The organism is Mucilaginibacter lappiensis (genome assembly GCF_050433765.1).
Lineage (GTDB): Bacteria > Bacteroidota > Bacteroidia > Sphingobacteriales > Sphingobacteriaceae > Mucilaginibacter > Mucilaginibacter lappiensis_A.
Genome location: NZ_JBNPWP010000004.1, coordinates 87,663 through 113,091, shown reverse-complemented (window position 1 = coordinate 113,091; position 25,429 = coordinate 87,663). Strand labels below are relative to the sequence as shown.

Here is a 25,429-nt window from a genome sequence, read left to right as displayed (position 1 = left end):
TGATTATTTTTAAAGAGAGGAATAAGCCCAAAACTTATAGTGATTACGCCGACTTAAATCAAATAAAGTTTGACGAAACAGAGCACCAACATTTTCTCCAGGAAATAGATTCTATTTTAAATATTAATCATATATCACATTGTGATGATTAAGAAACTTGTTTAGATAATAAAAAAGCCCTCAGATAAAATCTGAGAGGCTTTTGTGCTCCCGACGAGATTCGAACTCATATCGATGGTACCGGAAACCATAATTCTATCCGTTGAACTACGGGAGCATTTGCTGCAAAGATATACATTCAATTGTTTATCCGGTTATGGAATGTTCAAAAATTGATCGGGTTATGATCTCTTTTATTTGAGCGTAGCTACGCCTCATCACCTAATTTTTATCACTCCGGTTTTATACAGGTCAATAGCCTGTTTTAAAATAGCCTGGATGGCTTCAATAGGCAGGTCCTGATCGGCTTCAAAAAGCATGATCTTCATCCGCGAGCGTTTTTCGATGATCAGGTTGGGGTGATCAAATCTTTTTCCTTCAACAATGCCTATGTAGGGTTGGTGAAGTTTTTTATGCACCCATAAATAGCAGAACATTTTGCCCTTGTAACAAAAAAACGGCATCCCGTACTTCCATGCTGCCGAAATATCCTTGTCCTGCTTTAAAATAATCTCCCGTAAGGCTAACAGACAGCCCTTAACAGGTTCTTCTTTTTGCAGGTAAAAATTATCAAGTTGTGTAAGCATGAGCGAAACAAGCGGTTAATCCTGAAAAGGGATAGCCCTGTTTTTTACAATTTTTGAAGCAATAAAGGCAAATAGCCCCTGCACCAATCCCGAAACTATACCTATTACAACGCCAATGATGGTTAAGGCAACCCGGGGCGAAAGATGGAGGAGATTATTGTTATACATATCGGCTTCTTTAGCATGGCTGGCCATGTAAGGTTCGAAAAAAATGAGGTGGGCAGCTATGATCCATACACAGTTTAACAGGCTTAAACAAAACCCATTGGCAAAATACATATATGTGCAATTTTTAGCAATAAAGTATGCGCTGATAATGAAAATAGCCAGCCAAAAAATTCCCTCAATGTTACTGGGAATAATAAAGGCGGTAGCAATGCCCAATGCCAAACCAAATAGGGAAAGTTTGAGTATCAGGTTCCAGTTCATGCGGTTTTTAGGTTTTAAATGTATTAGCAGTATGCTTGTATAAATTTATCTAAAACAAACTGAAAAACAAACTTCTATCTTAATAGAATTGAATGGTATACTATGCAAAATTATAAGCTACACCTTTGAAGGCACCACTCCAAATGCTTTTTTAAACGTATATGAAAAATGCGACAAGTTTTCGAACCCTACGTCAAGGTACACTTCAGATGGTTTCTGGCCTTTTTCCCTGATCAGATAATAAGCCTCTGAAAGCCGTTTTTGCTGTAGCCATTGCCCCGGCGAAGTGTGGAACACCTTTTCAAAATCCCGTTTAAAACTGGCCAGGCTACGGCCGGTAAGCTTGGCAAACTGGGCCGCGGGTACATTGAACATATAGTTCTGGTTCATGTAAGCCTCCAGGTCAATTTTGTAAGGTTCGCTGAAATCAAAGAGGAAATCGTAAAATGTCGGGTTCAATCTTAGTAGCAACTCAACGGCCTCTTTTGTTTTCAGATCGGCTATGGTATTGCTGGATTGTTCGGGATGATTAAAATAAGGTAGTAAAGAGTCAAAATATCCTTTGATGAATGGGTCGGGAGGGAGCAGGTGCACAGAGTCACCCGTGTAGGGTTTGGCCGGGCCAAGTTTATGCTCTGCACTGTATCTGCGTAAAAAAGCCTGGTCAAAAAATATATTGATCGATTTAAATTCGCCTTCCGGACCGGGAATTTTCTCTGATTTGATCAGCTGGTTCCTGCGGATGAGCCCTACTGTACCCGCTTTAAAAACCCTGATGCCTTCATTCGTTTTCTGATGGGTTTCGCCCGATATAATGTACCCGAAAGCATGCTCAGGTACAAAGGATTCATTACCGCGCTGTTTTTTATCAACACAGGAGTACAGCAGGTTGTTGAACAGAATGTGGCTTTTATCTTTCATTTTGATCGGCGTTTTTAAATATACCCATTACTTTAATTGGCTCAACAACATTTTATCAAATGTACGGTCGGGCAGTATTTTTCGCATGAACAGCGCAGGTGCAGCCATGTAACCACCGTGGTAGCGGGTTTTGGGATTTTTGGCTGCTATGGCTTTCCTGATAAGGTTTACAATAACTATCGGGTCGGCATTTTTTGCATTGGCTTTTAGAGCAATGCCCGCAAATTGTTTGGCTAAAGACCGGTACTCTGTATCGCCCGAGATCTTCATCAAGCTATCCATTGCTATCTCGCTCCATTCAGATTTTACACCGCCTGGTTCAATTACAACTACATCAATACCAAATTGCTTTACCTCGTTACGCAGACTATCGCTTAAGGCCTCCAACGCAAACTTGCTGGCATGATACCAACCGCCAAGTGCTGCTGCAAACTTACCGCCGATGGATGATATATTGATGATTTTACCGTAATGCCGATCCCGCATATGTGGTAACACCAATTGTATTAACCGGGCAGCGCCAAATACATTTACCTCCAGTTGGTAACGGGCATCACTGATGGGTACATCCTCAATGGCGCCGTATGAGCCAAAACCGGCGTTGTTTATCAATACATCAATGCGGCCTTCGGCTTTAATTATAGTTTCAACACCTGCAACCATTGATGTTTCGTCGGTTACATCCATAGCCAAAACCTTTACGCCAAGTTGTTGGATATTGCTCATTTTATCAACCCTGCGCGCCGCACCATAAACAATATGGCCGTCTTGTAATAAGTGTATAGCCATTTCCTTACCCATGCCGGCAGAGGCGCCGGTTATTAATATGATCTTTTTCATTTTTTCTGTTTTGTTTATTACAAAACAAAAGTGCGGGTAAAAGCAGGGGGGAGGTTTGCTGAGTAGCTCAACTTTGCTTTGGTGAAAAGCTCAGGAGAGTGGGTAGTAAAAAAACAAAGCTGTCACCCTGAGCATGTCGAAGGGCATGCGTAGAAGTTTACGCATCATGTTTCGACAGGTTCGGTATAACAGCCTGTTAAATAATTTAATTATTTAAAAATCACAATCGGCATGTTCAACACCATCGCCTGCTTTTAAAAAGCAACTTTTTATGGCATTGCTTATGTCCGAAAGATTAAATGGCTTTGCTATAAAGGCATCGGATCCGTAATTGCCCAATGATTCAAGTACCCTTGGATAAGCAGATACCATGATCACCGGGATGTGCGCCGTCGCGGGCGTGGTTTTTAGTATGTGGCAAAGTTCGCCGCCATTTATTCCAAATAATATGTAGTCCAATATTACCATGTCGGCATTGTAACTGATAGCTGCCTTACATATATCATCGGTAAAATTGAGCACCTGAACCTCGTAACCCTCCATCTCGAGAGCGTCTTTCATCATTTCGAGTATATCCTCGCTATCATCAAGGACTAAAATTTTTTTAGGCATATTATTAAATTGGTATTGATAATAACGTTTGGTTGATAACTTTTGTTTTTAACTCAAAACTTATTGCTGTAATAATTAAGTTACAGCTTAAGCCTCAAGCTCCGTTATTATATTATTAACGGTTTTTAGTACCGTATCTAAATTAGCCGGGGTGCTGGTTACTTTAGCTATCATGATGCCCCCTTCAATCAACGCGATAATGGAAAGGGCCGTTTGGGTGGTATCAATATCTTTTCTGAACTCGCCGGTAGTAATGCCGGCTTGTATCAATTCTTCAATGCCTTTTTTCCACCTCAAAATAACCCTGGCGGCTTTTTCTTTTAATACAGGGTTGGTATCATCTGCATCAACAGCGGTATTCAGTATGGGGCAACCGCCTTCAGGAAAGTTTACTGTGGTAAAGCTGTGATAAACTTTGGCATAAACCATGAGTTTTTCATGATAGGTGGGGGCCTTTTGAATAAGCTGCATTATCTGCTTGCGTACTTTGGATGTATTGTATTCAAATGCGGCTACGGCAACTTCTTCTTTATTTTTAAAATTACCATATATGCTGCCCTTGGTAAGTCCGGTAGCCTGGGTTAAATCAGATAACGAAGTACCTGCATATCCCTTTTTGTTAAATATACCTGCAGTGGTTTCTACAATAAACTGACGGGTTCTATCAGCTTTTGATAATTCATTTTCCATAATGCAAATGTACCAACTGGTATTTTAATATTATAATTTGATAAACGATGATCAGGTATAGGAAGTTATATTGTGCTTTGTCAAAGTTTGCACAAGAGGAACGAAGGAGAAAATTTCTCCTCGTTCCTCGTCGAAATGACATGAGTTTTTAGCGTTATGATTATGCTTTTAATTATACACAAGCTAATTGCCCGTCAATTAACTGGTGCGGCTATGCAATGCTTTTAAAGCTTCGGCGGGTGATGACAGGTATAGCTGGTACAATTGTTCGGTACCTGCAACCCTGATCTCATAATTATCAGTTTCCAAACCGGCTAAAAACTCATCAGCAACCTGCGATGCAGGGATGCCATTGTGACCGCCTATTTCTGTAGAAAATTCAGTATCAACTAATGGAGGCATCAGTTCAAATACTTTAACAGGTGTTTCTGCCAGGGCAACTCTTAATGCCTGGGTGTAGGAGTGCAGTGCGGCTTTACTTGCAGAATAAGTTGCGGTTACCTTACCAGGCACAAATGCTACTATTGATGACACATTTACGATAGCTGCTTCACTTTGTTTTTTGAGTGTTGGCAACAGTTTTTCATTAAGTCTTATCACCGACAGGTAATTGGTATGCATTTCGGCACTTGCTTTTTCAAAAGTATCGGTATTGTTAAGAAGGTCGCTTAAGCTGGCAGCACCTGCATTGTTGATCACGATGTTCAGATTGGGGAAATCACTGATCAGTTTGGCTACCAGCGTTTCTACATCGGCGGCATCTGATATATCAGCATTAATAGCGGTTACATTTTGCAACAGCGCGGCTGCTTTTTGCAGGCGTTCCGGGTTACGGCCAACAATAATTACATGATTGTTTTTGGCTGATAATTGTTTGGCTAATTCAAAACCTATACCTGCGCTTCCACCTGTAATAAGTACTGTATTTTGTGAGGTTTTCATTTTATTTAATGTTTTTATTTTGATAGAACAAAAATATACCAATCGGTATATTTTAACAATAGGTGATATTCATTCCTGTGTCATCATTTTAATGGGCTGATTTTAAGTTTTATTAAAGATATAAAAAAAGAAGCCTGCTATTTTTTTAAATAGCAGGCTGATACAAATATATATTCATTAAAAAGGGGTTATGGTAATATAAAAACCGACAAACTCCTGGGCCCATGAGCACCTATCACAAGGGATTGTTCAATATCCGCGGTTTTTGACGGACCGGCTATAAATGCTCCGTAGCCATATTCTACACTGCCAATTTTAGCATAAGCCTGGCTCATGGTAGGTACCAGATCATCCTTGCTGATCACAACGGCCAAATGCTGACTTATAAAGGGTAATACCCTCACATTCATTTCGGTTTCGGTTAGCCACAATGCGCCGTTCTCGGCAACACCCAGATATGATCGCAGTATGGTTAGTTCAACATCGGCAAAGCTATGCGCCAGTTCATCGGCTACGCTGCCTGCAAAGGTATAATCATCCAGTTCTTTAATGCCCGAAATGATTTTTACCCCCGGTTTAAACTCTTTATGTAATATGTTTTTTATAGCTTCAAAATTAGCCACCTCATAAACAAAACTACCTCCTGCACTGGCTATAGCCGTATATTGCTGAACCAGATCGCCTTCAGTAGCCGTCAAGGTATTTAATATTTCAAGGTCGGGTAGTTCGGCATGATCAAATTGGTTTGCTTTAACTGCCGCTAATATTTTTTCCCTGCTCATTAGTTTTGTCCTTCCTTTCTTTTGCTGTACCATTCGCCAAATGATTCCTGAGGTGCCTTAGGCATTTCGCGGTGTTTGTACCATGGATTTAATTGATTATTAACTGCAAAAGGAGCGTATTTAAATGCCAGGCGTGCAACTTTACCTCCCGATCTGTACAGCGCAGGTGACGACAAGGTAAATGCCATAGCCTTCATGGCTATGGTTTTTGCAGTAGGACTGTAGCCTTCTTTTACAATAACCTGCCGCCATTTATAAAGCTGGTCATGAATATCAATTTTAACCGGGCACACATTACTGCACGAGCCGCAAAGCGTTGACGCGAAGGGCAGGTCGGCATACTTTTTCATATCCAGGTTGGGTGCCAGTATGGAGCCTATAGGACCTGCAATGGCAGTATGGTAGCTATGGCCTCCACTTTTACGGTAAACCGGGCAAGTGTTCATACAGGCCCCGCAACGGATGCATTTCAATGAATTACGAAAATCCTCCCTGCCTAATTGTATACTACGGCCATTATCTACAATTACGATATGAATTTCGCGACCTTGTTGCGGTTTTTTGAAATGACTTGAATAAGTAGTGATAGGTTGCCCTGTAGCACTACGGGTAAGCAGCCTTAAAAATACGCCCAGGTGTTTCCTTTCCGGGATAATCTTTTCTATCCCCATCGAGGCTATGTGGATCTCGGCCAGATGGGCTCCCATATCGGCATTGCCTTCATTGGTGCATATTACAAATTCGCCGGTTTCGGCAACAGCAAAGTTTACGCCCGTAAGAGCGGCACGGCGGGTTAAAAATACTTCGCGCAGATGCTGACGGGCAGTTTCGGTCAATATTTTAGGGTCCGATTCACCTTTGGCCGAGCCTAAATGCTCATGAAAAATATCGCCTATTTCTTCTTTCTTTTTATGGATGCAGGGCAGTACAATATGGCTTGGCGGTTCGCCGGCTAGCTGTACAATGCGCTCGCCCAGGTCAGAGTCTATCACATCAACACCCTGATCTTTCAAATATTCATTTAAATGACACTCCTCGGTAAGCATTGATTTGCTTTTAACCATACGGTTGATGCCACGCTCCTGTAGTAGCTGATGTATTATCCTGTTATGTTCAGCGGCATCAGCAGCCCAGTGCACTATCACACCGTTCTTTATCGCATTAGCTTCAAACTGCTCCAGGTATTCGCTCAGGTTTGATAGTACGTTGTTCTTGATCTGCGATGCTGTTTCGCGCAGTAGTTCCCACTCGGGTAATTTATGAGCGGCAATGTCGCGCTTGGCGCGTACCCACCATAGGGTTTCATCATGCCAGTCAACCCGTGGCTCGTCTTTATTAAAGGCTGCCGCTAATTCAGCGTGGCTTTTTTCGGTAACGTTACTCATGGCTGGTAGTGATTTAAAATTTCGGCAACATGAATTACTTTAACATCGCTTTTTTGCCTGCGTAAAATACCTTCCATGTGCATCAGGCACGAAAGATCGGCCGAGGTTATATACTGGGCGCCATGCTCAATATGATCATCAACGCGGTCTTTTCCCATTTTTGATGATACTGCTTCTTCGGCAACACAAAACGTTCCTCCAAAGCCGCAGCAATCGTCCTGCCGGCTCAGGGGTACCAGCTCCAGGCCCTCCACCATATCCAGCAATTGCGCAGGTTTACTAAAGGCCGGGGCAACCAGTTCGCTCATTTGCGATATGTGCAAGCCCCGCAGGCCATGGCAGCTCTGGTGCAAGCCTACTTTATAAGGGAAACGCGCCTGCAATTGCTCCACCTTTAATACATCAACCAAAAATTCGGTAAGCTCATAAACCCTTTTTCTGATGTCAATAGCCTGGTCCTCTTTCTGGGGCGAATGAAGGTGCTCTTTGATATGCAGGGTACAGCTGCCCGATGGGCATACGATATAGTCATAGCCCGAAAAATTATCAATAAATAAATTATTGCAGCCTGTTGTAAGGTGCTCATAGCCAGAGTTTGCCATAGGCTGCCCGCAGCAGGTTTGATTTTTAGGATAATGAACCTCAACGCCAAGTTTTTCGAGCAGCTCCAACGTGGCAATGGCCGCTTTGGGATAAAACTGATCAACATAGCAGGGGACAAATAAAGCTACCTTCATTTTATTTGTTTGTTTACTTTAATTGGTTAAAGCAATATTAATGGTTATAAATTGTAAAACTGTCCTGTGGCATCTTAAAGTATAGTTTAAAACAAGTGCAGCCTTAAGTTTTAAGAAAATGGCTGATTGGTTTTATCCTTTACTTATTAATAAATGTAACTTGTACAGTTGAATACTAAGGAACGAAATTACAGTTATAGTTGGCAAGTGTTATCAGCTTTTTTTGCAAAAGATTAATGGTAATTAGCGTAGAGCCTCAACTAAATCCTCTCCAAAGGAGAGGACTTTGATTTGCCTGACAATTAATAAAGGCGCGTTATTGCGAGGAACGAAGCAAATAATAAATTTGTCATCCTGAGGAACGAAGGATCTATTCGGCGATTAGATTCTTCGCTATGCTCAGAATGACAAAGTGGTGAAAAAGTTGCTTCGTACCTCGCAATGACGGTATTATCGAGAATGGTTAATTTAAGCGGAAACTGAGTGCTTTTCAATCAGCAATATAAGCCAACTTAACATTTTTGTAAGCTGGTTTTTGAAGTTGTGCTTTTAGTTTTATAAAGCTTTCTGTTGGGCCCTGAGTAATAAACATATTTAACAGCCAGGCCGGTACGCTGCCGCCTGCATCCAAATGCAGGGTATATTCTACTTTCACCTGTCCGTTATCGGTTGGGGTAATTATCCATTTACCTACGGAGTGTTCAATGCGCACTATTCCATCCTTAACGGGTACCATATCCGCGAGGCAGGGGGCATCAACTGTGATTACTTTGGTTGCAGGGTCCTGTGTTACTTTTATATGGGCAATAAAATCGCGATTATGCAAGGGCCATGGTATATTCACCTCTGAGTAATAGTATAATTCTGATGGTGATACCTGTTTTATCAAATTAACAGATTTGGTATGGTATACCCAGTCAATACTGCCTTTTATATCCATTAATACGGCAACCAACTGCGCCGGCGTCGCATTTAATGAGCACTCTACCTTAATGGCCTTTATTTTTGAATTGGGTACGTGACGTGTATAAACCTTAATACCTTCTTTAGTGGTACTTAATGACCAGGGTTCGTCGGCATTGGCTGTAGTTAGCGTTATTAAAAGCAGGAGTATTAAGGTTATTTTTTTATACATGATAAGTACACCAATAATAATTATTGATGTAACAAAAGTATATACAAAACAGGCCGGTTAATTAACCGGCCTGTCAAAACAAGGTCATTTGGTGTTAAGTGAATGTAAATATGATATACTTATGTCAATTGAGGTGATAATTATTTCACGTCAAAAACATAACTACCCGCGGTCACTTTATACTGCTGTGTGCCTGTTATTGGCTTTGCTCCCTGGTATACTTTACCTTCCGGAAATTTGATGGTCGCGGTTGAGTTAGCGGGTACCGTTATCCTATAGGTAACACCGGTATTGCTCCTTTGCCATGAGGATATTATTTTGCCATAAGGCCCATTATGGGTGGCTGTAAATTCATTGAGTCCGGCTACAAAATTTGGTTGCAACAGTACGTTCTTAAAACCAGGATGGTCCTGATCAGGGTGTATGCCTGCGATGCCTTTGTATAGCCAGGCCCCAATTTCGCCAAACATGATATGGTTCAATGATATGTCAAATTTTGCATCGATCTTCCAGTTTTCATAAAGTGTAGTTGCCCCGTTCACCATCCACCATCCCCATGAAGGGTAAGTTTCCTGCGATGCTATTTTATAGGCTACATCAGGATAACCATTATCACTCAGCGCGCCTAAAATGGCTTTGGCACCCAGTATGCCCACGTCAAGATGGTAATTATCAGCAGCTACACGCTGTGCAAGGTTGGCGGCTACTTTTCCCTTCAGATTTTGCGGTACTACATCCCAATAAAGCGGTACACTCAGTTCCGTTTGCAAACCCTTACCGTACATGCCGGTTTCGGTGTTCAGATATTTGGTGTTGATGGCATTCTTAATTTTATTAGCCAGGGCCGAGTATTTTGTGAAATCGGCCTGTTTACCCAATATTTTGGCTGTTTTGGCCAATATACAGGCATCGGCATAATAATAAACTGATGAAGTAAGCTCAACCGGCGAAACCGATTTTACAGGTACCCAATCGCCAAGACCCCAGCTGGTGAGGCCGGTTGGGTAAAGCTCATCAATGTGGTTTACATATTTTTCAATGCTGGCGTAGCTATCGGCCAGCAGCTTGCTATCGCCATAAAACAGATAAATGTTCCAGGGGATAATGGCAATAGTACTGGTCCAGTCTGGCCCGTTGCCCCACTCGTAACCCCAGCCACCGGTTGGGATAATGGATGGCAATACGCCGTTAGGTTGCTGCTCGTCACGATGGTCGGCAAGCCATTTTTCGTAAATAGTTATCGCATCAAAGCTATAAAGACCGGTTTCGCAGGCTATATGGGCATCGCCTGTCCAGCCGTTCTTTTCGCGCTGCGGGCAATCGGTAGGGTAGCCAAACAAGTTGCTGAGATAGGAATTATTGGTAGCAGTCCAAATTTGGTTTAGAGTTTTGTTTGATGATGTTACCGTGCCAATTGGTGCAACGTCGCTGTGCATAAAATAAGCTTTCAGGCTTTCTTTGGTCAGTTCAACAGGTTTGTTGCTGCTTACCTCTACATATTGAAAACCTTTGTAGTTAAATTTAGGCATAAAGGTTTCTTCACCTTTACCGCTTAAGATAAAGATATCAGTCTGAAAAGGGTCTTTATCATCTGTAGGGCGATAGTGCAAGTCGATATTAGATTGATCAACATGGCCGTTCTTGTTCATCCGTTCGGCGTGTTTAAGGCGGATGACTGTGCCCGAATCGCCTTTTACGGTGATCTGGCTTACGCCCGAAATATTACGACCGATATCAAACACCCACAGGTTATTGTCAATTTTGGTGATGCTTTTGGCAGCTATTTCCTCTACATTACGAATAGGCTGCAGGCTTTGGGCTACTATGTTTTGTGATGGCGCCGCGCGGTTAATGACCGGTTTCCAGGCGCTGTCAATAAAATTGGGCGTGTTCCAGCCGGCTTGTTCACGGCGGGCGTCATAATGCTCAGCAGTGTAAATGCTGTTAAATACTACCGGACTAAGCGAGGTTTTCCATTGGGTGTTTGATGATATGGTTTCTTCGGAACCATCGGTATAGGTAATGCGCAGATCCATACAAAACGTAGGGCGACCGCGCCAGGGAGCCTGGTGAAAAAACCAAACCGCGGTGCTCTGGTGGTTATACCAGCCATTGCCTAATAATACGCCAATGGCATTTTTGCCGCTTTGTAGTTGGGTGGTAACATCATAGGCTACATATAAAGTACGCCTGTCAAACCGGGTGTACATGGGATCGAGCCGGTGATTACCGATTTTTTGTCCGTTGATATACATTTCATATAAACCGGCTACCGCAATATAAGCCCTTGCAGAGCGGATGGATTTAGCAATCTTGAACGTGCGGCGAAAATAGGGGGCAGGGTTAACAGCGATACCCTTATTGTCACTAATCCACGAACCTTTCCAGTTACGCATATTCATCATACCGGTTTCAAAACTGGCAATGGCCGACGCGCTTAATTTTTTACCGGCCTGATCCCATAGCTGAACACGCCAATAATACTTAGTAAAAGGTTGTAAAGGTTTACCCTGATAGCTCACCAAATTTGCCGCCGACATAATTTTGGTGGTTAGCCAGCTATCGCCTTTACCTGCACTTACCGAAGCAGAATCTGTACCCACAAAAAGCTGGTAAGCGGTTTGCGCGGCGCCCTGCTGTTCATCGGTCAGTAACCATGTTAAGCGGGGATGCGGAGCATCAATACCTATGGGATTAAGCAAGTGTTCACATTGTAAACCGGCAGCTTTACCAGGTACAGCCGCATAGGCCGGAATAATAAAAAGATTATTAAATAATAAAGCGGTGTAAAGCGCAAGCTTACATAAGGGTTGTTTCATATAGTGCGATAAAGCGGTTTATAAATATAGGAAAATGCTTTTAGCAAATATTTATTCAAAAGGAAAAAGCTTGTTTGGGACATTAAAGTTAATTGGGTTAACAGCAATGTTAAAAGGATATTTTTGCTTATGCAACCCTAACTGTCCTGTACTGTCTGGTGGTTTTTATAACAACCCATGTAACACCGGCCAAACATTATCAGCCATGATCCTGTAACCTTCAGCGGATGGATGCAACATATCGGGCAGGTTAAGATGGGCTTTCCCGGCTACACCTGCCAGGTAAAAGGGCACAAAAGCCATTTGGTTAGCATCGGCCAGTTTACGGAATATGGATTTAAACTCAACCGCGAAAGGACTGGGGATAAAAATTGGGATCTCCATGCCCATCAAAGCCAGTTTTACATCGGGATATTTGAATTTAACCTTGTCAATAATGGCCTGTAGATTTTTATAGGTGGTTTGGGGCGATACACCCCTGATGATGTCATTAATGCCCAGTTCCAATACAAAAATATGTACTGGCCTGTCTATCCAATACTCCAGGCGAAAAAGACCACCGCCTGATGTGTCGCCACTTAAGCCGCCATTAATAATATGATAAGGTAGGTTTTCGGCGTTTATTTTTTGTTGTATCAGGCCGGGGAGCGATTCGGTTTTAGCATTTTTCAGGCCATAACCCGCCGTTAGGCTATCGCCAAAAAAAAGAATGTTGTACATAAAATAATGAGTTTTAAGTAAGAAGTCGGGCTTTCGACTTAAAACTCAATACCTGGTATTATCCCTAAAGTTTTGCGCACGCGCAGCAATCTGCTCTAAGGTAAGTTCGCCATATTTTTTTGCACGGTCCATCCATTCCGGCCCGTTTTCGGCAAGATCGTCAATGATCGATTTACCATCAGGACCTTTTTTTGTAACATAGTTTATGCCGTAAGCAACTGCTGCACCAACGACAAGAAATTTCAATAAACCCATAATTTTGTTTTTTAATGTTTATATGACAATGATGATGCCAGTTTGTTACATGGCTTGTTATAAGACCTTTTGGCTGATGTAAAGTTTAATGTTTTAACTACTTTTACAGCTAAAGCCTGTTGCAATATGTTTTTTATCCTTTCAAAAGTATTGGCGTTTTTACTTTACCCACTGTTATACGTATTTGTTTTGTTATTGGTGGCTATATTTTCAAAAAATGCCAAATGGAGGCGCAGGTGTTTACTTTATGGTGTTTGTCTGCTTTACCTTTTTTCTAATTCGTTTTTGCAAAACCAGTTTGCCAAAGCTTGGGATGTACCTGCTGCCAAACTCGAAAATGGCAAAGTGTACAGTACGGTTATTATATTAGGCGGTTTTGCATCGTATGATAGCAATGCGAAAGGTATGTTTAATGCCGCTGCCGACAGGTTCATACAGGGGGTTCTGTTACAAAAAAGTGGCCGTGTAAAACACATTATGATAACGGGTGGTAATGGAAATTTAAATCCGGGCAGTTTTAGGGAGGGCAGTTGGGCCAAAGGCCAGCTAAAAGCTATGCAAGTGCCGGATAGCTGTGTCCTGATTGAGGATCAATCGCGTAATACGCTTGAAAATGCTTCGCTTACAAAGGAGATACTGCAAAAACATGGGCAGAAGGGACCTTATTTGCTGGTAACATCGGCTTTTCATATGCGGCGATCATTAGGGATATTTAAAAAGAAGGGAATAGATGTAATTCCATATTCCTGTAACTATATTGCCGGAACCGGCGATGCATCATTTTGGGAAATTGTGCCTAATGCAGATACCCTGAGCAAATGGAGCACTTATATTAAAGAGGTTATTGGTTTAACGGTTAATCGCATTTCGGGAAAGGGCTAACAGGATGCTTTCTTCTTTTTGAATTTTAAAAAACTAAATAAAAGTTAATTTCTTTATAATAATTGCGGAGCAACAAAGCTTATGATCTGCACTTTCAACAAAAAAACATGGGCAAAATATGGGGATATTATTAGTTGAGGATGAACCCAATGTTGTATCGGTAATAAAACGGGGACTTACAGAGTACGGTTTTGAAATAAGCGTTGCCGGCAATGGCGCAACCGGGCTGCAAATGGCGCTTGATAATGATTTTGACCTGGTAATATTAGACGTAATGCTGCCGGTGATGGATGGCATACAGGTATGTAAGCTCATCAGGCAGCAAAAGCAAACCATGCCTATTATTATGCTTACCGCGCTTGACTCTACAGAAAACATTGTGAGCGGTTTAGACAGCGGTGCGGATGATTATTTGGTTAAACCCTTTAAAATAGCCGAACTGGCTGCCCGCCTGCGCACGCTGCTGCGCCGTAAAGGGGGAGAGGCACTGGTTAAAAACAATGTATTTACTATTAATGATCTGGAACTTAATACCGAATCGAAAATAGCCTATCGTAATAATGAAGCATTAAAATTGACTGCTACCGAGTTCAGACTGCTGGAATATTTTGTTAAAAATCAAAAAAAAGTATTGTCACGTATCCAGATATTGGAAAGCGTATGGGATATTGATTTTAACATGGGTACCAACGTGGTTGATGTGTATGTGAATTACCTGCGCAAAAAGCTGGAGAAAAACGGCGCGCCAAAACTTATCCATACGGTTTTTGGTATGGGCTACATCATGAAAGAGGACGAACGGGATGAAAATACAAAGTAAAATAACCTTACTGTTCCTGTTACTATCTGGTGCCATATTGTTGCTGCTCAATATCACTATCTTTTACCTGGTATACCGCTTTGGCTTTGATGATTTTTTTAAACGACTGGAGGCACGCGTAAATATATCGGCCGAGGTAAATATTTTCCCCAGCGCAAAAAGCAAGGCATATCTGGAGGTTAGGAACAAATACCTTGAAAAACTGGAAGCCGAAAGGGAATATTTTTTTAATACCGATACCATAAACAAGGTTCATATACCCCGTGGCATTAATGTAAAAAGCAATTTTATCCGGAATATATTAAAAGACGGTAACGCGCGATATAAGGTTGATAATACTTTTTATGCAGGTAAGGTATTTACCAAAAGTAATGAAAAGTACATTGTTATAGTTTCGGCGGCAGATCCCTCAGGTTTCCAGGAATTAAAGGACCTGCAGCGGATATTGATATATGGCTTTCTTGCCGCTATGGTATTGGTTTACTTCGTGGGTAAAATATTTTCATTCTATACCTTTCAGCCCGTAAGGCGCATTATTCATAACGTTAAAAATATTACTGCCAATAACCTGCATTTCAGGCTTGATGAGTTGAGCGGCAGCGACGAAATAGCCGAGCTGTCATATACTTTTAACGATATGCTTAACCGGCTCGAAACCGCTTTTGAAACGCAGAATAATTTTGTAAGCAATGCATCGCACGAACTGCGAACTCCCCTAACCATCATCAGTACCGAGGCTGAACTGGCTTTGAACAAACCTGATGTGAGCACGGAACAGCGCGAAATGTTCAATACCATTTATTCGGAATCAGAAAAGCTGGGCCAGATATTGAACAGCCTGCTTACGCTGGCACAATCGGGCTTTGATGGTAAAAAGCAACGCTGGGAAAGTATCAGGATAGATGAGCTTTTGATGATAGCATCAGAATCAATTAAAAAGATAAACCCGGATAGCAATATTCAGATTGATCTGGATGATATGCCCAGTGATGAACGCTTGCTTTATGTAAGCGGCAATAATAATTTACTGCGGCTGGCTATCACCAATATCATAAGCAATGCCTGTAAATACTCAGATAACCGTATGGTGAAAATAAGGTTATTGGCCGAAAATAATAAAGTGATCATCTCCATCGCCGATCAAGGTATTGGCATCCCCCAAACCGAACTTCAACATGTATTTGAACCATTTTTCAGGGCCTCTAACGCGCATAATTATGAAGGGCATGGGGTAGGGCTGCCCTTAACGTTAAATATAATACGCCTGCACAAAGGCAGTATAGGTATCCGGTCGGAAGTTGGCACTGGTACCGAAATGAAAGTTTTTTTGCCGGTGGAGAACCTCACACCAGCCCTTTCCAAAGGAGAGGAAGCCAACAAGCAGGATAAATAATCTGTAAAATTAGATTTACAAAATATGCAAATTAAAGCCCTCTCCTTTGGAGAGAGTTGGGGTGAGGCAAAACTCTAATCAAATTCTAATAACTTTCTTATATCGTCTTAATTATTGGCCGCTACACTTGTATCAAACAAAATGTACAAGTTAAACCATTAAAAAAAGACGACTATGAAAACGCTGCTTATCCCTACCGATTTTACTTATCAATCACTTCAAAGTATTCCTGTAATAGCACAGCAGTATTATCCTCAAAAGCTGGATATCATACTGGTACATATGTTAAAAATAACCGATTCCATTAGCGAGTTGCTCATGCTTTCGCGCCGGTCTGCCGAACTCAGGCACATTCCTGATAATTTTTATGTACGGTGCCGCGAGCTTGAAAAAGATTACAGCCACTTAATTAACCGCGTACACATTGACATATTTTATGGCAGCACCATAGCTGTTTTTAATAATTACCTGGATGCCCACCAAGTAGATGGGATTGTGGCTCCGCATGATAATTACCAATTGCTGTTTAAAAATAGTATTGATCCCGAAATACTAATAGCAAGGTGCGGAAAAAGGGTAATTGCCATAGCCGAAACACCGGGATCAATGGCAAATATTATTACTGAAGAGTCTGAGCTAATTGAACAACAGTAATGGACTATTAATTATTTAAACATTATGCTACTAAAAGAAAACATACCAGCAACCTATGTATTTGGTAAAATAAAGAAAGAACTGATCATGGTGGCCATTTACTCCTCGGCTATTTATTTTGTGCATCAGTACTATAATTTTAAAGAGGTATCCATCCCCCTTACGGTACCTACCATATTAGGTACTATAATATCTTTACTATTGGCTTTTCGCTCAAACCAGGCGTATGACCGTTGGTGGGAGGCCCGCATTTTATGGGGAACTATAGTGAACGACTGCCGCACCTATACCCGCCAGATATTAACTTTTGTTGACAGCAGTTATGATGGCGAAGAAAGATGGGCGCTTAAAGAAAGAATGGTGAAACGTCAAATTGCCTGGTGTTACAGTTTAAGCCGTCACCTGCGTAAACAAAACGCTAAACAGAACCTGGATGCTTATTTGAACGAAGATGACCTGAATACTATCAAAAACAGGGAAAATGTTCCGGTAGCACTCAACGAGTTGCAGGGACATGATCTGAGGACATTATACAAATTAGGCTGGGTTAATGAGTATCAACAGGTTGCCATGGACGAAACATTGACCCGTTTTATAAACTCCATGGGCGGTTGCGAACGTATTAAAAATACAGTGTTCCCGGCTACTTATAGTGTTTATATACACTGGCTGGTATTATTTTTTGTACTGCTGCTGCCCTTTAGTCTTATTGAGTTTTTTGGCATATTGCAAGTGCCGCTGGTAATTGCTATTTCGTCGGCATTTTTCCTGATCGAGAAGATGGCCATCCACTTGCAGGACCCATTTGAAAACATGCCTACCGATACCCCTACCACAGCTATCAGTCGCAAAATTGAGCAGGATCTGAAACAGATGCTGAAAGATGAACTGCCAAAGGATATTGACGCGGTTATCAATAAACAACAAAAAACGCAGGCGGTATTCTATATTTTATAAATATCTGAGCATCATTGCACGGAAGTTCTTTTAATCTCCCCCGGTAGGGGGAGATTTTTATTTTTAAGTCCTCCCTTCCGGGGAGGGCTGGGTGGGGCTTCCTCGCCATGACGCGTTAATGGGTTTTCTCCCTTAATCATATAAATCTCCCTTTATTTAATTACTTTGGCCTCAGGGAAATTTAAAACACCTCCCACTTTACAAAAATGACTTATTGCCTGGGAATTAAGGTTAAAGAAGGATTATTGGCCATAGCTGATACCCGTGTTACATCTGGAACTGATACCACTATAAAAAAGAAAATAACAATAGAACAAAAGGATAATTTTTCGCTTTTTATCATGACAAGCGGTTTACGGTCAGTAAGGGATAAGGCCATCACTTATTTTACCGAACAACTAGAAACCAAAGAGTTTAACAAATTGTATAAAGCCGTAAACGCTTTTGGCGAACAGGTTAAACGGGCCGCCGAAGAAGACAGGGTTTCGTTGGAAAAAGCGGGTTTTAGATTTGACCTGAATACCATAATAGGAGGGCAGTTAAAGGATGATGATGAGCATAAACTATTCTTGCTTTACCCTGAAGGTAACTGGGTTGAATTGGGGCAGGGCGCACCCTATGTAGTAATAGGCAACTCAGGACACGGCAAGGCCATATTAAACAGGATACTTGAAGAGGACTCAAGCTTGAAACTGGCCCTTAAAACAGGCTTTCTATCTTTTGATTCTACCCGGGTAAGCTCTAATAATGTTGATTTTCCTATTGATGTGGCGCTTTACAAAAAGGATAGCTTTGAAATTGTAGAGCAGCGATACGAGAAGAAAGACCTGGAATATATATCGACCGAATGGGCCGAAGAATTAAAAAATGCCCTTGATCACATATCAGAGGATTGGATGGAGGTTGCATTTGATAAACTAAAAGAAACTAAAACAACGAGCTGACAATATGAAATTCGATGTGTTTACCCAAATGGAATATGTAGTACGGTCGCCGGGCACATTGATATTAAATATACACGCTTTACGCACACCACATCAAACGGTGCTTAACGAGGAATTTACGGTTGAACCATATATTAAGGTTGAAGAACTGATCTCGCCCCAGGGCGAAAACAGGCTGATGCGTTTTGAGGTGGCCGATCCGGGTACTATTAAGGTTACCTATAAAGCCCTGGTTGATAATTATTATGAGCTAACTGATTATACGCAACAACAGGAAACTATGGTTGCCCAAATGGATGTAGCTGTGCTGCCTTACCTTAACCCAAGCCGATATTGCCAGTCGGATAAATTGTACCGCCTGGCGCATAACCTGTTCGGGCATATTACAAATCCTTTTGAACAGGTAGTAACCCTTACCGACTGGATCCATAAAAATGTACAATACCTGAGTGGGTACAGCAATTCGCAAACATCGGCCTTTGATACGGTAACCGAGCAGGTTGGCGTATGTCGTGATTTTGCCCACCTGGGCATTGCCTTATGCCGTGCTTTAACTATACCCGCACGTTATTTTACCGGCTATGCCTATCACTTAAAACCGGCCGATTTTCATGCTTGTTTTGAAGCTTACCTGGGCGGTAACTGGGTGTTATTTGATGCTACCAAACTTGTGCCGCTTAATGGGCTTATCAAAATAGCAACCGGCCGTGATGCCGCCGATACGGCCATAGCCAATATTTTTGGTGATGTAACCTTCACTACCATGCAGGTGAGCTGTGAACTGGCCCTGGAGGAAGGCTTTGAGCCAATTTATTACGGATCAGAGGATTTTAAAGGGCTGTCGTATTTGTAGGATTAAGAATTAAGCTGCTTTTAATTTTTGTGCTACACACCCGGTTAATGGCCAATACAGCTAATGGATGGCTAAAAAAGGTGCAGGAAAATAAAAGGAAATTTGATGCCGCGGGCAGATTCGAACTGCCGTAAAAGGTTTTGCAGACCTTAACCTATCCTCTCGGTCACGCGACTTTGAAAAAAAACTATAAAATCACTTATAAGATGGCAGGGGGTAAGATCTTTGTTATCTTTCTCCTTTACGGAGCAGGAATTAGCACCTTTTACATTATGCGGATGTACAGGTTGCTAAGACGTCTTTGGGCCTTTCCCTCAGTCTTTCTTGATAAGTTAAATAAAGAACTATTTGTCTGTTGACTCTGCAAATATAAAAACTATTTATATAATTCCTATAGAATTGGTAGAATATTTTAAATTTCTTCAAATCATCATCTTTTTTACAGTTTAAAAAGCACCCCCGGAGATTAGTTCATCGGTGTAAGTTTATATACACCATCGGCCTTTACAGAAATAATAGTACCATCTTTTAACTGGTAATCAGTAACCAGAAAAGGAGTGCTATCGGCCTGAACAAGTTTTATTTCTTTGGTTTTAAGGTTTAATGTGTAATACCCGTCTATCATCAGGGTGGTATTGTAAGTGAAATGCTGATAGAACGTCAATTCATCATTTTTAATGTTAGCTATGATAGGGAAAGAAGCGCTTCTTCCATACTGGTAATCTGACTGGTATACCGGGGTATTGTCTTTATAAACGCTAAAGGCTGTTTCAAGATCTTTACCGGTATTTTCCTTTACCGAAGATACAAGTGCATAGCCTGAATTATCGTCAATATCAATAATACCTGAATTGTCGTCAAGGTTTACCGGAACAGACATGGAACCATTTGTTGTGCTAACCAGCTTGTTGGCGTATAAAATATGACCGAAGCTGTATTCATGTATCCGGGTAAAGTCAAAGTAATTCAATGAGTATTTAACTTTTGAAAGGTCGGCAAGGTTTATCAGTGAGGCCGTTTTGTCTTCAAATATGGGGTTAGTTACCAGTACATGGTTGTTAACAATGCGCGATATTCTACCATAATCACGAGATACAAAGTCTACAAAGGTTGATTGCTTGGTATTCACATTGTATTTGGCCAGTACAACACGGTCGCTGCCCGGATCACTGGTAAACGCAGGCACATTGGTTGTGTTTTTATCGCCGTATACCAGTAATTCGTCATCTGATACCGCTCTTATAAATGTTGTAGGCAATTTGTTGTTGATGTCTTCTGCCGCAAAGGTTTTTAACGATAGCCTTTTAGTATATAGCACATTATTAACATCATCGGTAATAAACAAAAAATTTCGGGATGGCGACAGGTCAAAGGCATCTGGGCCTAAACTTTGTTTTAATTCAAGCAGTTTTTTATAAGCGAAAGTTTGGACGTATCGGTGGCTGTAATTGTTTATAGTATACTGGCGGATGGTATCTGAAACTGGGAGGGCTTGTACTTTGAAATTATATTTAACACCCGGCTTAAAAGCATAATTAAAGGTAGCGGTAAACGCGCCCAAATTATCTTTGTTTAGTTTTAAAGTTTGTAAAGTGGTAGTATCCTGTTTCAGCATTATTTGGGAAAGTACCTGTTGTTGATCATCCCTTAAAGAAACTTTTACCTGGTCATTGGCGAGGGGAGCAATTTTAAAAGGTATGGTGCCCGCGTCTTTTATTACAGCTTTGATGGCCGGCGGCCAAGTTTGCACATCATTTTTTTTAGAACATGCACTAATTAATAAAGCGATAACGATAAGGTAAATATATTTTTTCATTAAGGTAAGGTTGTAAAATAATATCAAATATCTGTTTTAAAGTTAAATATGCTATAAATATATTGTAAAATATTCATAATAATATGACTGCTGTTGATAGCAAAGGTTTAATGATTATTTGATGATTATTCATTTTTTAATGTTTATTTCTCATTAATACACATATTTGCACTATGAGCAAGTTATGGCAAAAAACCACCAACGTAAATGAACTGGTAGAGAACTTTACTGTTGGCCGCGACAGGGAATTTGACGAGCAAATGGCAGCTTTTGATGTTTTAGGATCGCTGGCCCATACCCGTATGCTGCAAAGTATAGGGCTGATGGATGCTGTCGATCTTGACCTTGTTCAACGCGAATTAAAAGCCATTTATGCCGATATTGAAAAAGGTGGTTTTACTATCGACGATGGGGTTGAGGATGTACACTCGCAGGTAGAAATGCTGCTTACCCAGCGCATTGGCGACGCCGGTAAGAAGATTCACAGCGGCCGCTCCCGTAATGACCAGGTGCTGGTTGACCTGAAACTGTTTTTTCGCCATCAATTGCAGCAGGTTGTTGAAGAAACTGAAACCTTGTTTCGCCAGCTCATTGAATTAAGTGAAAAACATAAAGACGTTTTATTACCAGGTTATACCCATTTACAGGTGGCTATGCCTTCATCATTCGGGCTATGGTTTGGCGCATATGCCGAAAGCCTGGCCGATGATCTGGAACTTGTTTTGGCGGCCTATCGAATCACCAATAAAAACCCATTGGGTTCGGCAGCAGGTTATGGCTCGTCATTCCCACTAAATCGTACTTTAACAACCCAATTATTAGGTTTTGATAGTTTAAACTATAACGTAGTTTATGCCCAAATGGGCCGTGGTAAAACCGAAAGGATCATAGCGCAGGCTTTATCATCCATTGCTGCTACGCTGGCTAAAATGGCCATGGATCAGGCCCTGTACCTAAGCCAAAACTTTGCTTTTGTAAGTTACCCTGATACTTTAACCACGGGTAGCAGCATTATGCCGCACAAAAAAAACCCGGATGTTTGGGAAATTATGCGCGGCAAATGCAATCGCCTGCAGGCCCTGCCCAATGATGTGGCCATGATGACCACCAATCTGCCATCAGGCTATCACCGGGAGCTGCAGTTGCTGAAAGAGTTATTGTTCCCTGCGTTTACCGATTTGAAAAACTGCCTGCACATGGCCACCTTTATGCTGCAAAACATAAGCGTGAATGCCGATATATTGAAAGATCCCAAATATGCCTATCTGTTTAGTGTAGAGGAAGTGAATAGGATGGTATTAAACGGCACGCCTTTCCGGGATGCTTACAAACAAGTAGGTCTGGCTATTGAGCAGGGTGATTTTAATCCTGATAAAACAGTAAACCATACCCATGAAGGTAGTATAGGTAACCTGGGTAATGAGCAAATTACAGCAGCGTTTGATAAGTTGCTTACTAATTTTGATTTTGCAAAGGTTGAGGTGGCGATAAAAGGGCTGGTAGGAAAATAACCTCCACCACGTCATTGCGAGAAAGCCTCACCTAACCCTCTCCAAAGGAGAGGGCTTTAAAATGTCTTAAAAAGTCTCCCCCTTTGGGGGAGATTTAGAGGGGGCCTCTTGCTTCGTGCCTCGCAATGACGACTTTGAATATTATCGGTGGAATCATTAAAACAATCGGTGTAATCCTGAAAAAATGAACGGACAAAACAGAAGCGATATTTACCCGGGCCTTGAGGTCGATATCATCCTGAAAAAAGACCAGCGGAGCGGTACCTTAACCCGTGGCTTTGTAAAACGGTTACTGACCAGCTCGGCCTATCACTCGCGCGGTATCAAGGTTCAATTAGAAGATGGGCAGGTTGGCCGTGTGGCCTGGATAGTTGAAGAAGACTAAATTTAATAATTCATAAATTCTACACAATTCATCGCCATATTTACATCAGTACTTACCATAGTATCAGAACAATATGCCTGCAATCACTAAAACAAAAGCAAAGGTATGGTTTAAGTTAGATGCGCATCACCGTATGCTCATATCATTGGTTGCAAGTGCTGTCACCCTATTTTTTTCCTGGGGCCATTTTAGCGCGCCGGCGGTGATATTGTTTACCTGGATAGCCTTTGCACTAATGATCATCATTATGGACTGGATAATCATTTTATCATCGCACCCGATGGAGGTTCGTAAGATTGCCAGGATCGAAGATTCAAGCCGTACATTGATATTTTTATTTGTAATCGTGGCTTCATTGATAAGTATGCTGGCCATTTTTTTCCTGCTGAAGTCGTCAAAGGAGCTATCTCCTGAAGCAGTAACAGGGCATGTGTTGCTGGGTATGGCTTCGGTTATTATTTCCTGGTGGCTGGTGCATACTATATTTACCCTGCGATACGCGCACATGTTTTATGCTACCGATCCTGACGATGATCAAAAGAAAAAACCAATAGGCGGGCTTGAATTTCCGGGCGATGAAAAAGAACCCGATTATCTCGACTTTGTTTATTTCTCTTTTGTTGTTGGTATGACGTTCCAGGTATCAGATGTAGAAATCTCTTCCCGCCAGATCCGCCGCCTGGCCTGGATCCATGGTCTGATAGCATTTGCATTTAATACCGCTATTGTGGCATTAAGCATCAATGTAATATCGGGATTGGTAGCTAAATAAGCTTAACTAAACAGGCTGCTAATAAATTGAGGGCGTTTTAATTGCATGCCCAAAGCTTCATTTAGTTTTTCAACAACGTAATCAGCAAGTTTAGGTGAAAACTCTTCTTCGTGCTGGTGCATTAAAAACCATACCGATTGTAAACCCAATTGCTGCCATTGTTTTATCCGCTCCACCCATTCATCAACACGGGCATAGTCGGTAGGGTGCAGGCCATTACCCACAAAGCGGATAAACGCGTGTGGGGTAGGCAGGTTCATGTGCACCACATCACGACGACCGGTAGCATCAGTTATAACCGCGCCAATATTAAGGTCGCGGAGCATGGCGAAAACCTTATCACGGTTCTCTGGCACTGCAAACCATTCTTTATGCCGCAGTTCAACAAATACGGGTACGTCTTTAGGGAGTTGTTCCAGGTATGCTTTTAGTTCCGGGAAACTTTTGGGGGTATAGTTATCGCTTAGCTGCAAAAACAACGGGCCAAGCTTATCGCCAAAGGCCATAATGCCCTCGTAATAGCTGGTGGTAATATCTTCCGCGTTTTTTAACCTGCGGATGTGGCTAATGCTTTGCGAAAACTTAGGACAAAATTTAAAATGAGGATTACTCTCGGCCTTGGCTTTCCATTTGGTAATAGTATCCGGACCGTAAACATTATAAAAAGTAGCATTGAGCTCAATGCAATCAAAATGTTTTACATACTCATCCAAAAAATTAGCTTCTTTGGTTTTAGGCGGATAGATCTGACCTATCCATTCCTTACGTCCCCATTTAGCGCAACCCACGTGTACCTGCAAGGACTGGTTGCTTTTTGCAGCCTTTAGGGTATTGATGGTAAGTTCAGGATCAGGTGGGAGCGTAAAATCTACTGCTGCTAACTCCTCTGGGTTTACACGGCCAAATTCCATAGGTTAGTTGAATTTTTTTGGAAAGATAGGGTTTTGGGTTGAATTGTTAATGAAGCTGAATTGAGGGTAGTGTCTCGGTTTGAAATTTAATTTTCACTCGTAACCTCAACCCCATATCGTATTGCCGCCTCAAGTATATCAATTTTTATATCTTTTTGCGTTTTGAACTTGATGCAATACCCGGTCACGCTCGCCTTGCCTATTTCTTTTCCATACGTTTGGGCTAAGTATGTCTTATCCTTAATACCGAGAATATAAACAGAGATCCCTGTTGTGTTTGCGCTCAAACCAACTTGGAAAAAATCCCTGGTCTTTCCATCAGCATATTTTATGGTGTAAAATCCATAGCCTATGTTAGGGTTACTAACTGTTTTATTTTCACTGTTTTTACCATTGTCGAACCATAATTTACAACCTGGTAAAACTTGAAGTATGTGATTGTGCAACTCTTGAATTTCACTACGTTTTGGTTCGGGTTGGCTGGTAATATACTCTTTGATTTGTTCTTGTACGTCCAT

27 protein-coding genes, 2 tRNA genes and 1 riboswitch are annotated in these 25,429 nt (G+C 41.5%); of the genes, 10 read left to right on the top strand and 19 right to left on the bottom strand.

All coding sequences use genetic code 11. The features are described from left to right. Positions 1-205: 205 nt before the first annotated feature. The 15 genes from M2273_RS13740 to M2273_RS13670 form a co-directional block, all read right to left on the bottom strand. Positions 206-277, bottom strand: a tRNA-Arg gene (locus M2273_RS13740). A gap of 100 nt (positions 278-377) precedes the next feature. Further along, complete coding sequence (locus tag M2273_RS13735) at positions 378-746, bottom strand: DUF1801 domain-containing protein (RefSeq protein ID WP_429397710.1); 369 nt, start codon at positions 744-746, stop codon at positions 378-380. A 15-nt stretch (positions 747-761) separates the two neighbouring features. Then, a complete protein-coding gene (locus tag M2273_RS13730; protein WP_429397708.1) occupies positions 762-1,175 on the bottom strand; it encodes a hypothetical protein in 414 nt (137 codons plus the stop codon). A gap of 117 nt (positions 1,176-1,292) precedes the next feature. Beyond that, positions 1,293-2,096: a helix-turn-helix domain-containing protein gene (locus M2273_RS13725; RefSeq protein ID WP_429397706.1), complete on the bottom strand. Its 804-nt coding sequence runs from the start codon at positions 2,094-2,096 to the stop codon at positions 1,293-1,295. A gap of 27 nt (positions 2,097-2,123) precedes the next feature. Then, a complete protein-coding gene (locus M2273_RS13720) occupies positions 2,124-2,936 on the bottom strand; it encodes an oxidoreductase (protein WP_429397704.1) in 813 nt (270 codons plus the stop codon). Between the two features lie 213 nt (positions 2,937-3,149). After that, positions 3,150-3,548, bottom strand: a complete 399-nt coding sequence (locus M2273_RS13715) for a response regulator (protein ID WP_429397702.1) — start codon at positions 3,546-3,548, stop codon at positions 3,150-3,152. A gap of 87 nt (positions 3,549-3,635) precedes the next feature. Then, on the bottom strand, positions 3,636-4,238 hold the full coding sequence (locus tag M2273_RS13710) for a TetR/AcrR family transcriptional regulator (protein ID WP_429397700.1): 603 nt from the start codon (positions 4,236-4,238) through the stop codon (positions 3,636-3,638). Positions 4,239-4,436: 198 nt separating this feature from the next. Beyond that, positions 4,437-5,180: an SDR family oxidoreductase gene (locus tag M2273_RS13705; protein ID WP_429397698.1), complete on the bottom strand. Its 744-nt coding sequence runs from the start codon at positions 5,178-5,180 to the stop codon at positions 4,437-4,439. A 188-nt stretch (positions 5,181-5,368) separates the two neighbouring features. Further along, entirely contained in the window at positions 5,369-5,962 is a 594-nt protein-coding gene (locus tag M2273_RS13700; protein WP_429397696.1) for a LutC/YkgG family protein, read from the bottom strand. After that, entirely contained in the window at positions 5,962-7,347 is a 1,386-nt protein-coding gene (locus M2273_RS13695) for a lactate utilization protein B (protein ID WP_429397694.1), read from the bottom strand. The genes M2273_RS13700 and M2273_RS13695 overlap by 1 nt, the downstream gene beginning before the upstream one ends. Then, positions 7,344-8,084: a (Fe-S)-binding protein gene (locus M2273_RS13690; RefSeq protein WP_429397692.1), complete on the bottom strand. Its 741-nt coding sequence runs from the start codon at positions 8,082-8,084 to the stop codon at positions 7,344-7,346. The genes M2273_RS13695 and M2273_RS13690 overlap by 4 nt, the downstream gene beginning before the upstream one ends. Positions 8,085-8,574: 490 nt before the next feature. Continuing rightward, positions 8,575-9,219 (bottom strand): START domain-containing protein, encoded by a 645-nt coding sequence (locus M2273_RS13685; protein WP_429397690.1) that lies wholly within the window; start codon positions 9,217-9,219, stop codon positions 8,575-8,577. A 140-nt stretch (positions 9,220-9,359) separates the two neighbouring features. Next, complete coding sequence (locus tag M2273_RS13680) at positions 9,360-12,038, bottom strand: family 78 glycoside hydrolase catalytic domain (protein ID WP_429397688.1); 2,679 nt, start codon at positions 12,036-12,038, stop codon at positions 9,360-9,362. Between the two features lie 165 nt (positions 12,039-12,203). Beyond that, complete coding sequence (locus M2273_RS13675) at positions 12,204-12,758, bottom strand: arylesterase (RefSeq protein WP_429397686.1); 555 nt, start codon at positions 12,756-12,758, stop codon at positions 12,204-12,206. A 45-nt stretch (positions 12,759-12,803) separates the two neighbouring features. After that, the gene (locus M2273_RS13670; protein WP_429397684.1) at positions 12,804-13,013 is read right to left on the bottom strand and encodes a YtxH domain-containing protein; all 210 of its coding nucleotides are present in this window, start codon (positions 13,011-13,013) and stop codon (positions 12,804-12,806) included. Positions 13,014-13,139: 126 nt separating this feature from the next. Between M2273_RS13670 and M2273_RS13665 the strand changes: the two genes are divergently transcribed. The 7 genes from M2273_RS13665 (at position 13,140) to M2273_RS13635 (ending at position 19,516) form a co-directional block, all read left to right on the top strand. Further along, a complete protein-coding gene (locus tag M2273_RS13665) occupies positions 13,140-13,895 on the top strand; it encodes a YdcF family protein (protein ID WP_429397682.1) in 756 nt (251 codons plus the stop codon). 118 nt (positions 13,896-14,013) lie between these two features. Continuing rightward, positions 14,014-14,715 carry a response regulator transcription factor gene (locus tag M2273_RS13660; protein WP_429397680.1) on the top strand — a complete coding sequence of 234 codons (702 nt, stop codon included), beginning with the start codon at positions 14,014-14,016 and terminating at the stop codon, positions 14,713-14,715. After that, a complete protein-coding gene (locus M2273_RS13655) occupies positions 14,699-16,108 on the top strand; it encodes a HAMP domain-containing sensor histidine kinase (RefSeq protein WP_429397679.1) in 1,410 nt (469 codons plus the stop codon). The genes M2273_RS13660 and M2273_RS13655 overlap by 17 nt, the downstream gene beginning before the upstream one ends. 174 nt (positions 16,109-16,282) lie before the next feature. Beyond that, positions 16,283-16,762, top strand: coding sequence for a hypothetical protein (locus tag M2273_RS13650; RefSeq protein ID WP_429397677.1), 480 nt, complete (start codon positions 16,283-16,285; stop codon positions 16,760-16,762). A gap of 24 nt (positions 16,763-16,786) precedes the next feature. Further along, entirely contained in the window at positions 16,787-17,719 is a 933-nt protein-coding gene (locus M2273_RS13645; protein WP_429397675.1) for a bestrophin family protein, read from the top strand. A 206-nt stretch (positions 17,720-17,925) separates the two neighbouring features. After that, a complete protein-coding gene (locus M2273_RS13640) occupies positions 17,926-18,663 on the top strand; it encodes a peptidase (protein ID WP_429397673.1) in 738 nt (245 codons plus the stop codon). A 4-nt stretch (positions 18,664-18,667) separates the two neighbouring features. After that, positions 18,668-19,516: a transglutaminase-like domain-containing protein gene (locus tag M2273_RS13635; RefSeq protein WP_429397671.1), complete on the top strand. Its 849-nt coding sequence runs from the start codon at positions 18,668-18,670 to the stop codon at positions 19,514-19,516. Between the two features lie 105 nt (positions 19,517-19,621). On the opposite strand, the gene M2273_RS13630 is transcribed toward M2273_RS13635, so the two are convergent. Both M2273_RS13630 and M2273_RS13625 read right to left on the bottom strand, forming a co-directional pair. Beyond that, positions 19,622-19,692: transfer RNA gene (locus M2273_RS13630), tRNA-Cys, on the bottom strand. 49 nt (positions 19,693-19,741) lie between these two features. Next, positions 19,742-19,850, bottom strand: a riboswitch (SAM riboswitch). 132 nt (positions 19,851-19,982) lie between these two features. Further along, complete coding sequence (locus M2273_RS13625) at positions 19,983-21,332, bottom strand: hypothetical protein (RefSeq protein WP_429397669.1); 1,350 nt, start codon at positions 21,330-21,332, stop codon at positions 19,983-19,985. A 173-nt stretch (positions 21,333-21,505) separates the two neighbouring features. Between M2273_RS13625 and argH the strand changes: the two genes are divergently transcribed. The 3 genes from argH to M2273_RS13610 all read left to right on the top strand — a co-directional run bounded on the left by argH (position 21,506) and on the right by M2273_RS13610 (position 24,000). Then, the gene (argH, locus tag M2273_RS13620) at positions 21,506-22,843 is read left to right on the top strand and encodes an argininosuccinate lyase (protein ID WP_429397667.1); all 1,338 of its coding nucleotides are present in this window, start codon (positions 21,506-21,508) and stop codon (positions 22,841-22,843) included. A 184-nt stretch (positions 22,844-23,027) separates the two neighbouring features. Beyond that, complete coding sequence (locus M2273_RS13615; protein WP_429397666.1) at positions 23,028-23,228, top strand: YwbE family protein; 201 nt, start codon at positions 23,028-23,030, stop codon at positions 23,226-23,228. 73 nt (positions 23,229-23,301) lie between these two features. Further along, the gene (locus tag M2273_RS13610) at positions 23,302-24,000 is read left to right on the top strand and encodes a DUF1345 domain-containing protein (protein WP_429397664.1); all 699 of its coding nucleotides are present in this window, start codon (positions 23,302-23,304) and stop codon (positions 23,998-24,000) included. A 2-nt stretch (positions 24,001-24,002) separates the two neighbouring features. Here the strand turns inward: M2273_RS13610 and M2273_RS13605 are convergent, their stop codons facing one another. Together M2273_RS13605 and M2273_RS13600 are read right to left on the bottom strand one after the other, a co-directional pair. Next, a complete protein-coding gene (locus M2273_RS13605; RefSeq protein ID WP_429397662.1) occupies positions 24,003-24,911 on the bottom strand; it encodes a DUF72 domain-containing protein in 909 nt (302 codons plus the stop codon). Between the two features lie 86 nt (positions 24,912-24,997). Continuing rightward, on the bottom strand, positions 24,998-25,429 hold the full coding sequence (locus M2273_RS13600; RefSeq protein ID WP_429397661.1) for a hypothetical protein: 432 nt from the start codon (positions 25,427-25,429) through the stop codon (positions 24,998-25,000).

What these genes read in the sequence shown, in the direction of transcription:
- M2273_RS13605 (WP_429397662.1), bottom strand. Translation starts at nt 24,911, where the DNA reads ATGGAATTTGGCCGTGTAAACCCAGAGGAGTTAGCAGCAGTAGATTTT.
- M2273_RS13625 (WP_429397669.1), bottom strand. Translation starts at nt 21,332, where the DNA reads ATGAAAAAATATATTTACCTTATCGTTATCGCTTTATTAATTAGTGCA.
- M2273_RS13640 (WP_429397673.1), top strand. Translation starts at nt 17,926, where the DNA reads ATGACTTATTGCCTGGGAATTAAGGTTAAAGAAGGATTATTGGCCATA.
- M2273_RS13645 (WP_429397675.1), top strand. Translation starts at nt 16,787, where the DNA reads ATGCTACTAAAAGAAAACATACCAGCAACCTATGTATTTGGTAAAATA.
- M2273_RS13705 (WP_429397698.1), bottom strand. Translation starts at nt 5,180, where the DNA reads ATGAAAACCTCACAAAATACAGTACTTATTACAGGTGGAAGCGCAGGT.
- M2273_RS13730 (WP_429397708.1), bottom strand. Translation starts at nt 1,175, where the DNA reads ATGAACTGGAACCTGATACTCAAACTTTCCCTATTTGGTTTGGCATTG.
- M2273_RS13690 (WP_429397692.1), bottom strand. Translation starts at nt 8,084, where the DNA reads ATGAAGGTAGCTTTATTTGTCCCCTGCTATGTTGATCAGTTTTATCCC.
- M2273_RS13670 (WP_429397684.1), bottom strand. Translation starts at nt 13,013, where the DNA reads ATGGGTTTATTGAAATTTCTTGTCGTTGGTGCAGCAGTTGCTTACGGC.
- M2273_RS13650 (WP_429397677.1), top strand. Translation starts at nt 16,283, where the DNA reads ATGAAAACGCTGCTTATCCCTACCGATTTTACTTATCAATCACTTCAA.
- M2273_RS13615 (WP_429397666.1), top strand. Translation starts at nt 23,028, where the DNA reads ATGAACGGACAAAACAGAAGCGATATTTACCCGGGCCTTGAGGTCGAT.
- M2273_RS13735 (WP_429397710.1), bottom strand. Translation starts at nt 746, where the DNA reads ATGCTTACACAACTTGATAATTTTTACCTGCAAAAAGAAGAACCTGTT.
- M2273_RS13675 (WP_429397686.1), bottom strand. Translation starts at nt 12,758, where the DNA reads ATGTACAACATTCTTTTTTTTGGCGATAGCCTAACGGCGGGTTATGGC.
- M2273_RS13655 (WP_429397679.1), top strand. Translation starts at nt 14,699, where the DNA reads ATGAAAATACAAAGTAAAATAACCTTACTGTTCCTGTTACTATCTGGT.
- M2273_RS13610 (WP_429397664.1), top strand. Translation starts at nt 23,302, where the DNA reads ATGCCTGCAATCACTAAAACAAAAGCAAAGGTATGGTTTAAGTTAGAT.
- M2273_RS13680 (WP_429397688.1), bottom strand. Translation starts at nt 12,038, where the DNA reads ATGAAACAACCCTTATGTAAGCTTGCGCTTTACACCGCTTTATTATTT.
- M2273_RS13685 (WP_429397690.1), bottom strand. Translation starts at nt 9,219, where the DNA reads ATGTATAAAAAAATAACCTTAATACTCCTGCTTTTAATAACGCTAACT.
- M2273_RS13715 (WP_429397702.1), bottom strand. Translation starts at nt 3,548, where the DNA reads ATGCCTAAAAAAATTTTAGTCCTTGATGATAGCGAGGATATACTCGAA.
- M2273_RS13700 (WP_429397696.1), bottom strand. Translation starts at nt 5,962, where the DNA reads ATGAGCAGGGAAAAAATATTAGCGGCAGTTAAAGCAAACCAATTTGAT.
- M2273_RS13665 (WP_429397682.1), top strand. Translation starts at nt 13,140, where the DNA reads ATGTTTTTTATCCTTTCAAAAGTATTGGCGTTTTTACTTTACCCACTG.
- M2273_RS13695 (WP_429397694.1), bottom strand. Translation starts at nt 7,347, where the DNA reads ATGAGTAACGTTACCGAAAAAAGCCACGCTGAATTAGCGGCAGCCTTT.
- argH (WP_429397667.1), top strand. Translation starts at nt 21,506, where the DNA reads ATGAGCAAGTTATGGCAAAAAACCACCAACGTAAATGAACTGGTAGAG.
- M2273_RS13720 (WP_429397704.1), bottom strand. Translation starts at nt 2,936, where the DNA reads ATGAAAAAGATCATATTAATAACCGGCGCCTCTGCCGGCATGGGTAAG.
- M2273_RS13600 (WP_429397661.1), bottom strand. Translation starts at nt 25,429, where the DNA reads ATGGACGTACAAGAACAAATCAAAGAGTATATTACCAGCCAACCCGAA.
- M2273_RS13660 (WP_429397680.1), top strand. Translation starts at nt 14,014, where the DNA reads ATGGGGATATTATTAGTTGAGGATGAACCCAATGTTGTATCGGTAATA.
- M2273_RS13710 (WP_429397700.1), bottom strand. Translation starts at nt 4,238, where the DNA reads ATGGAAAATGAATTATCAAAAGCTGATAGAACCCGTCAGTTTATTGTA.
- M2273_RS13635 (WP_429397671.1), top strand. Translation starts at nt 18,668, where the DNA reads ATGAAATTCGATGTGTTTACCCAAATGGAATATGTAGTACGGTCGCCG.
- M2273_RS13725 (WP_429397706.1), bottom strand. Translation starts at nt 2,096, where the DNA reads ATGAAAGATAAAAGCCACATTCTGTTCAACAACCTGCTGTACTCCTGT.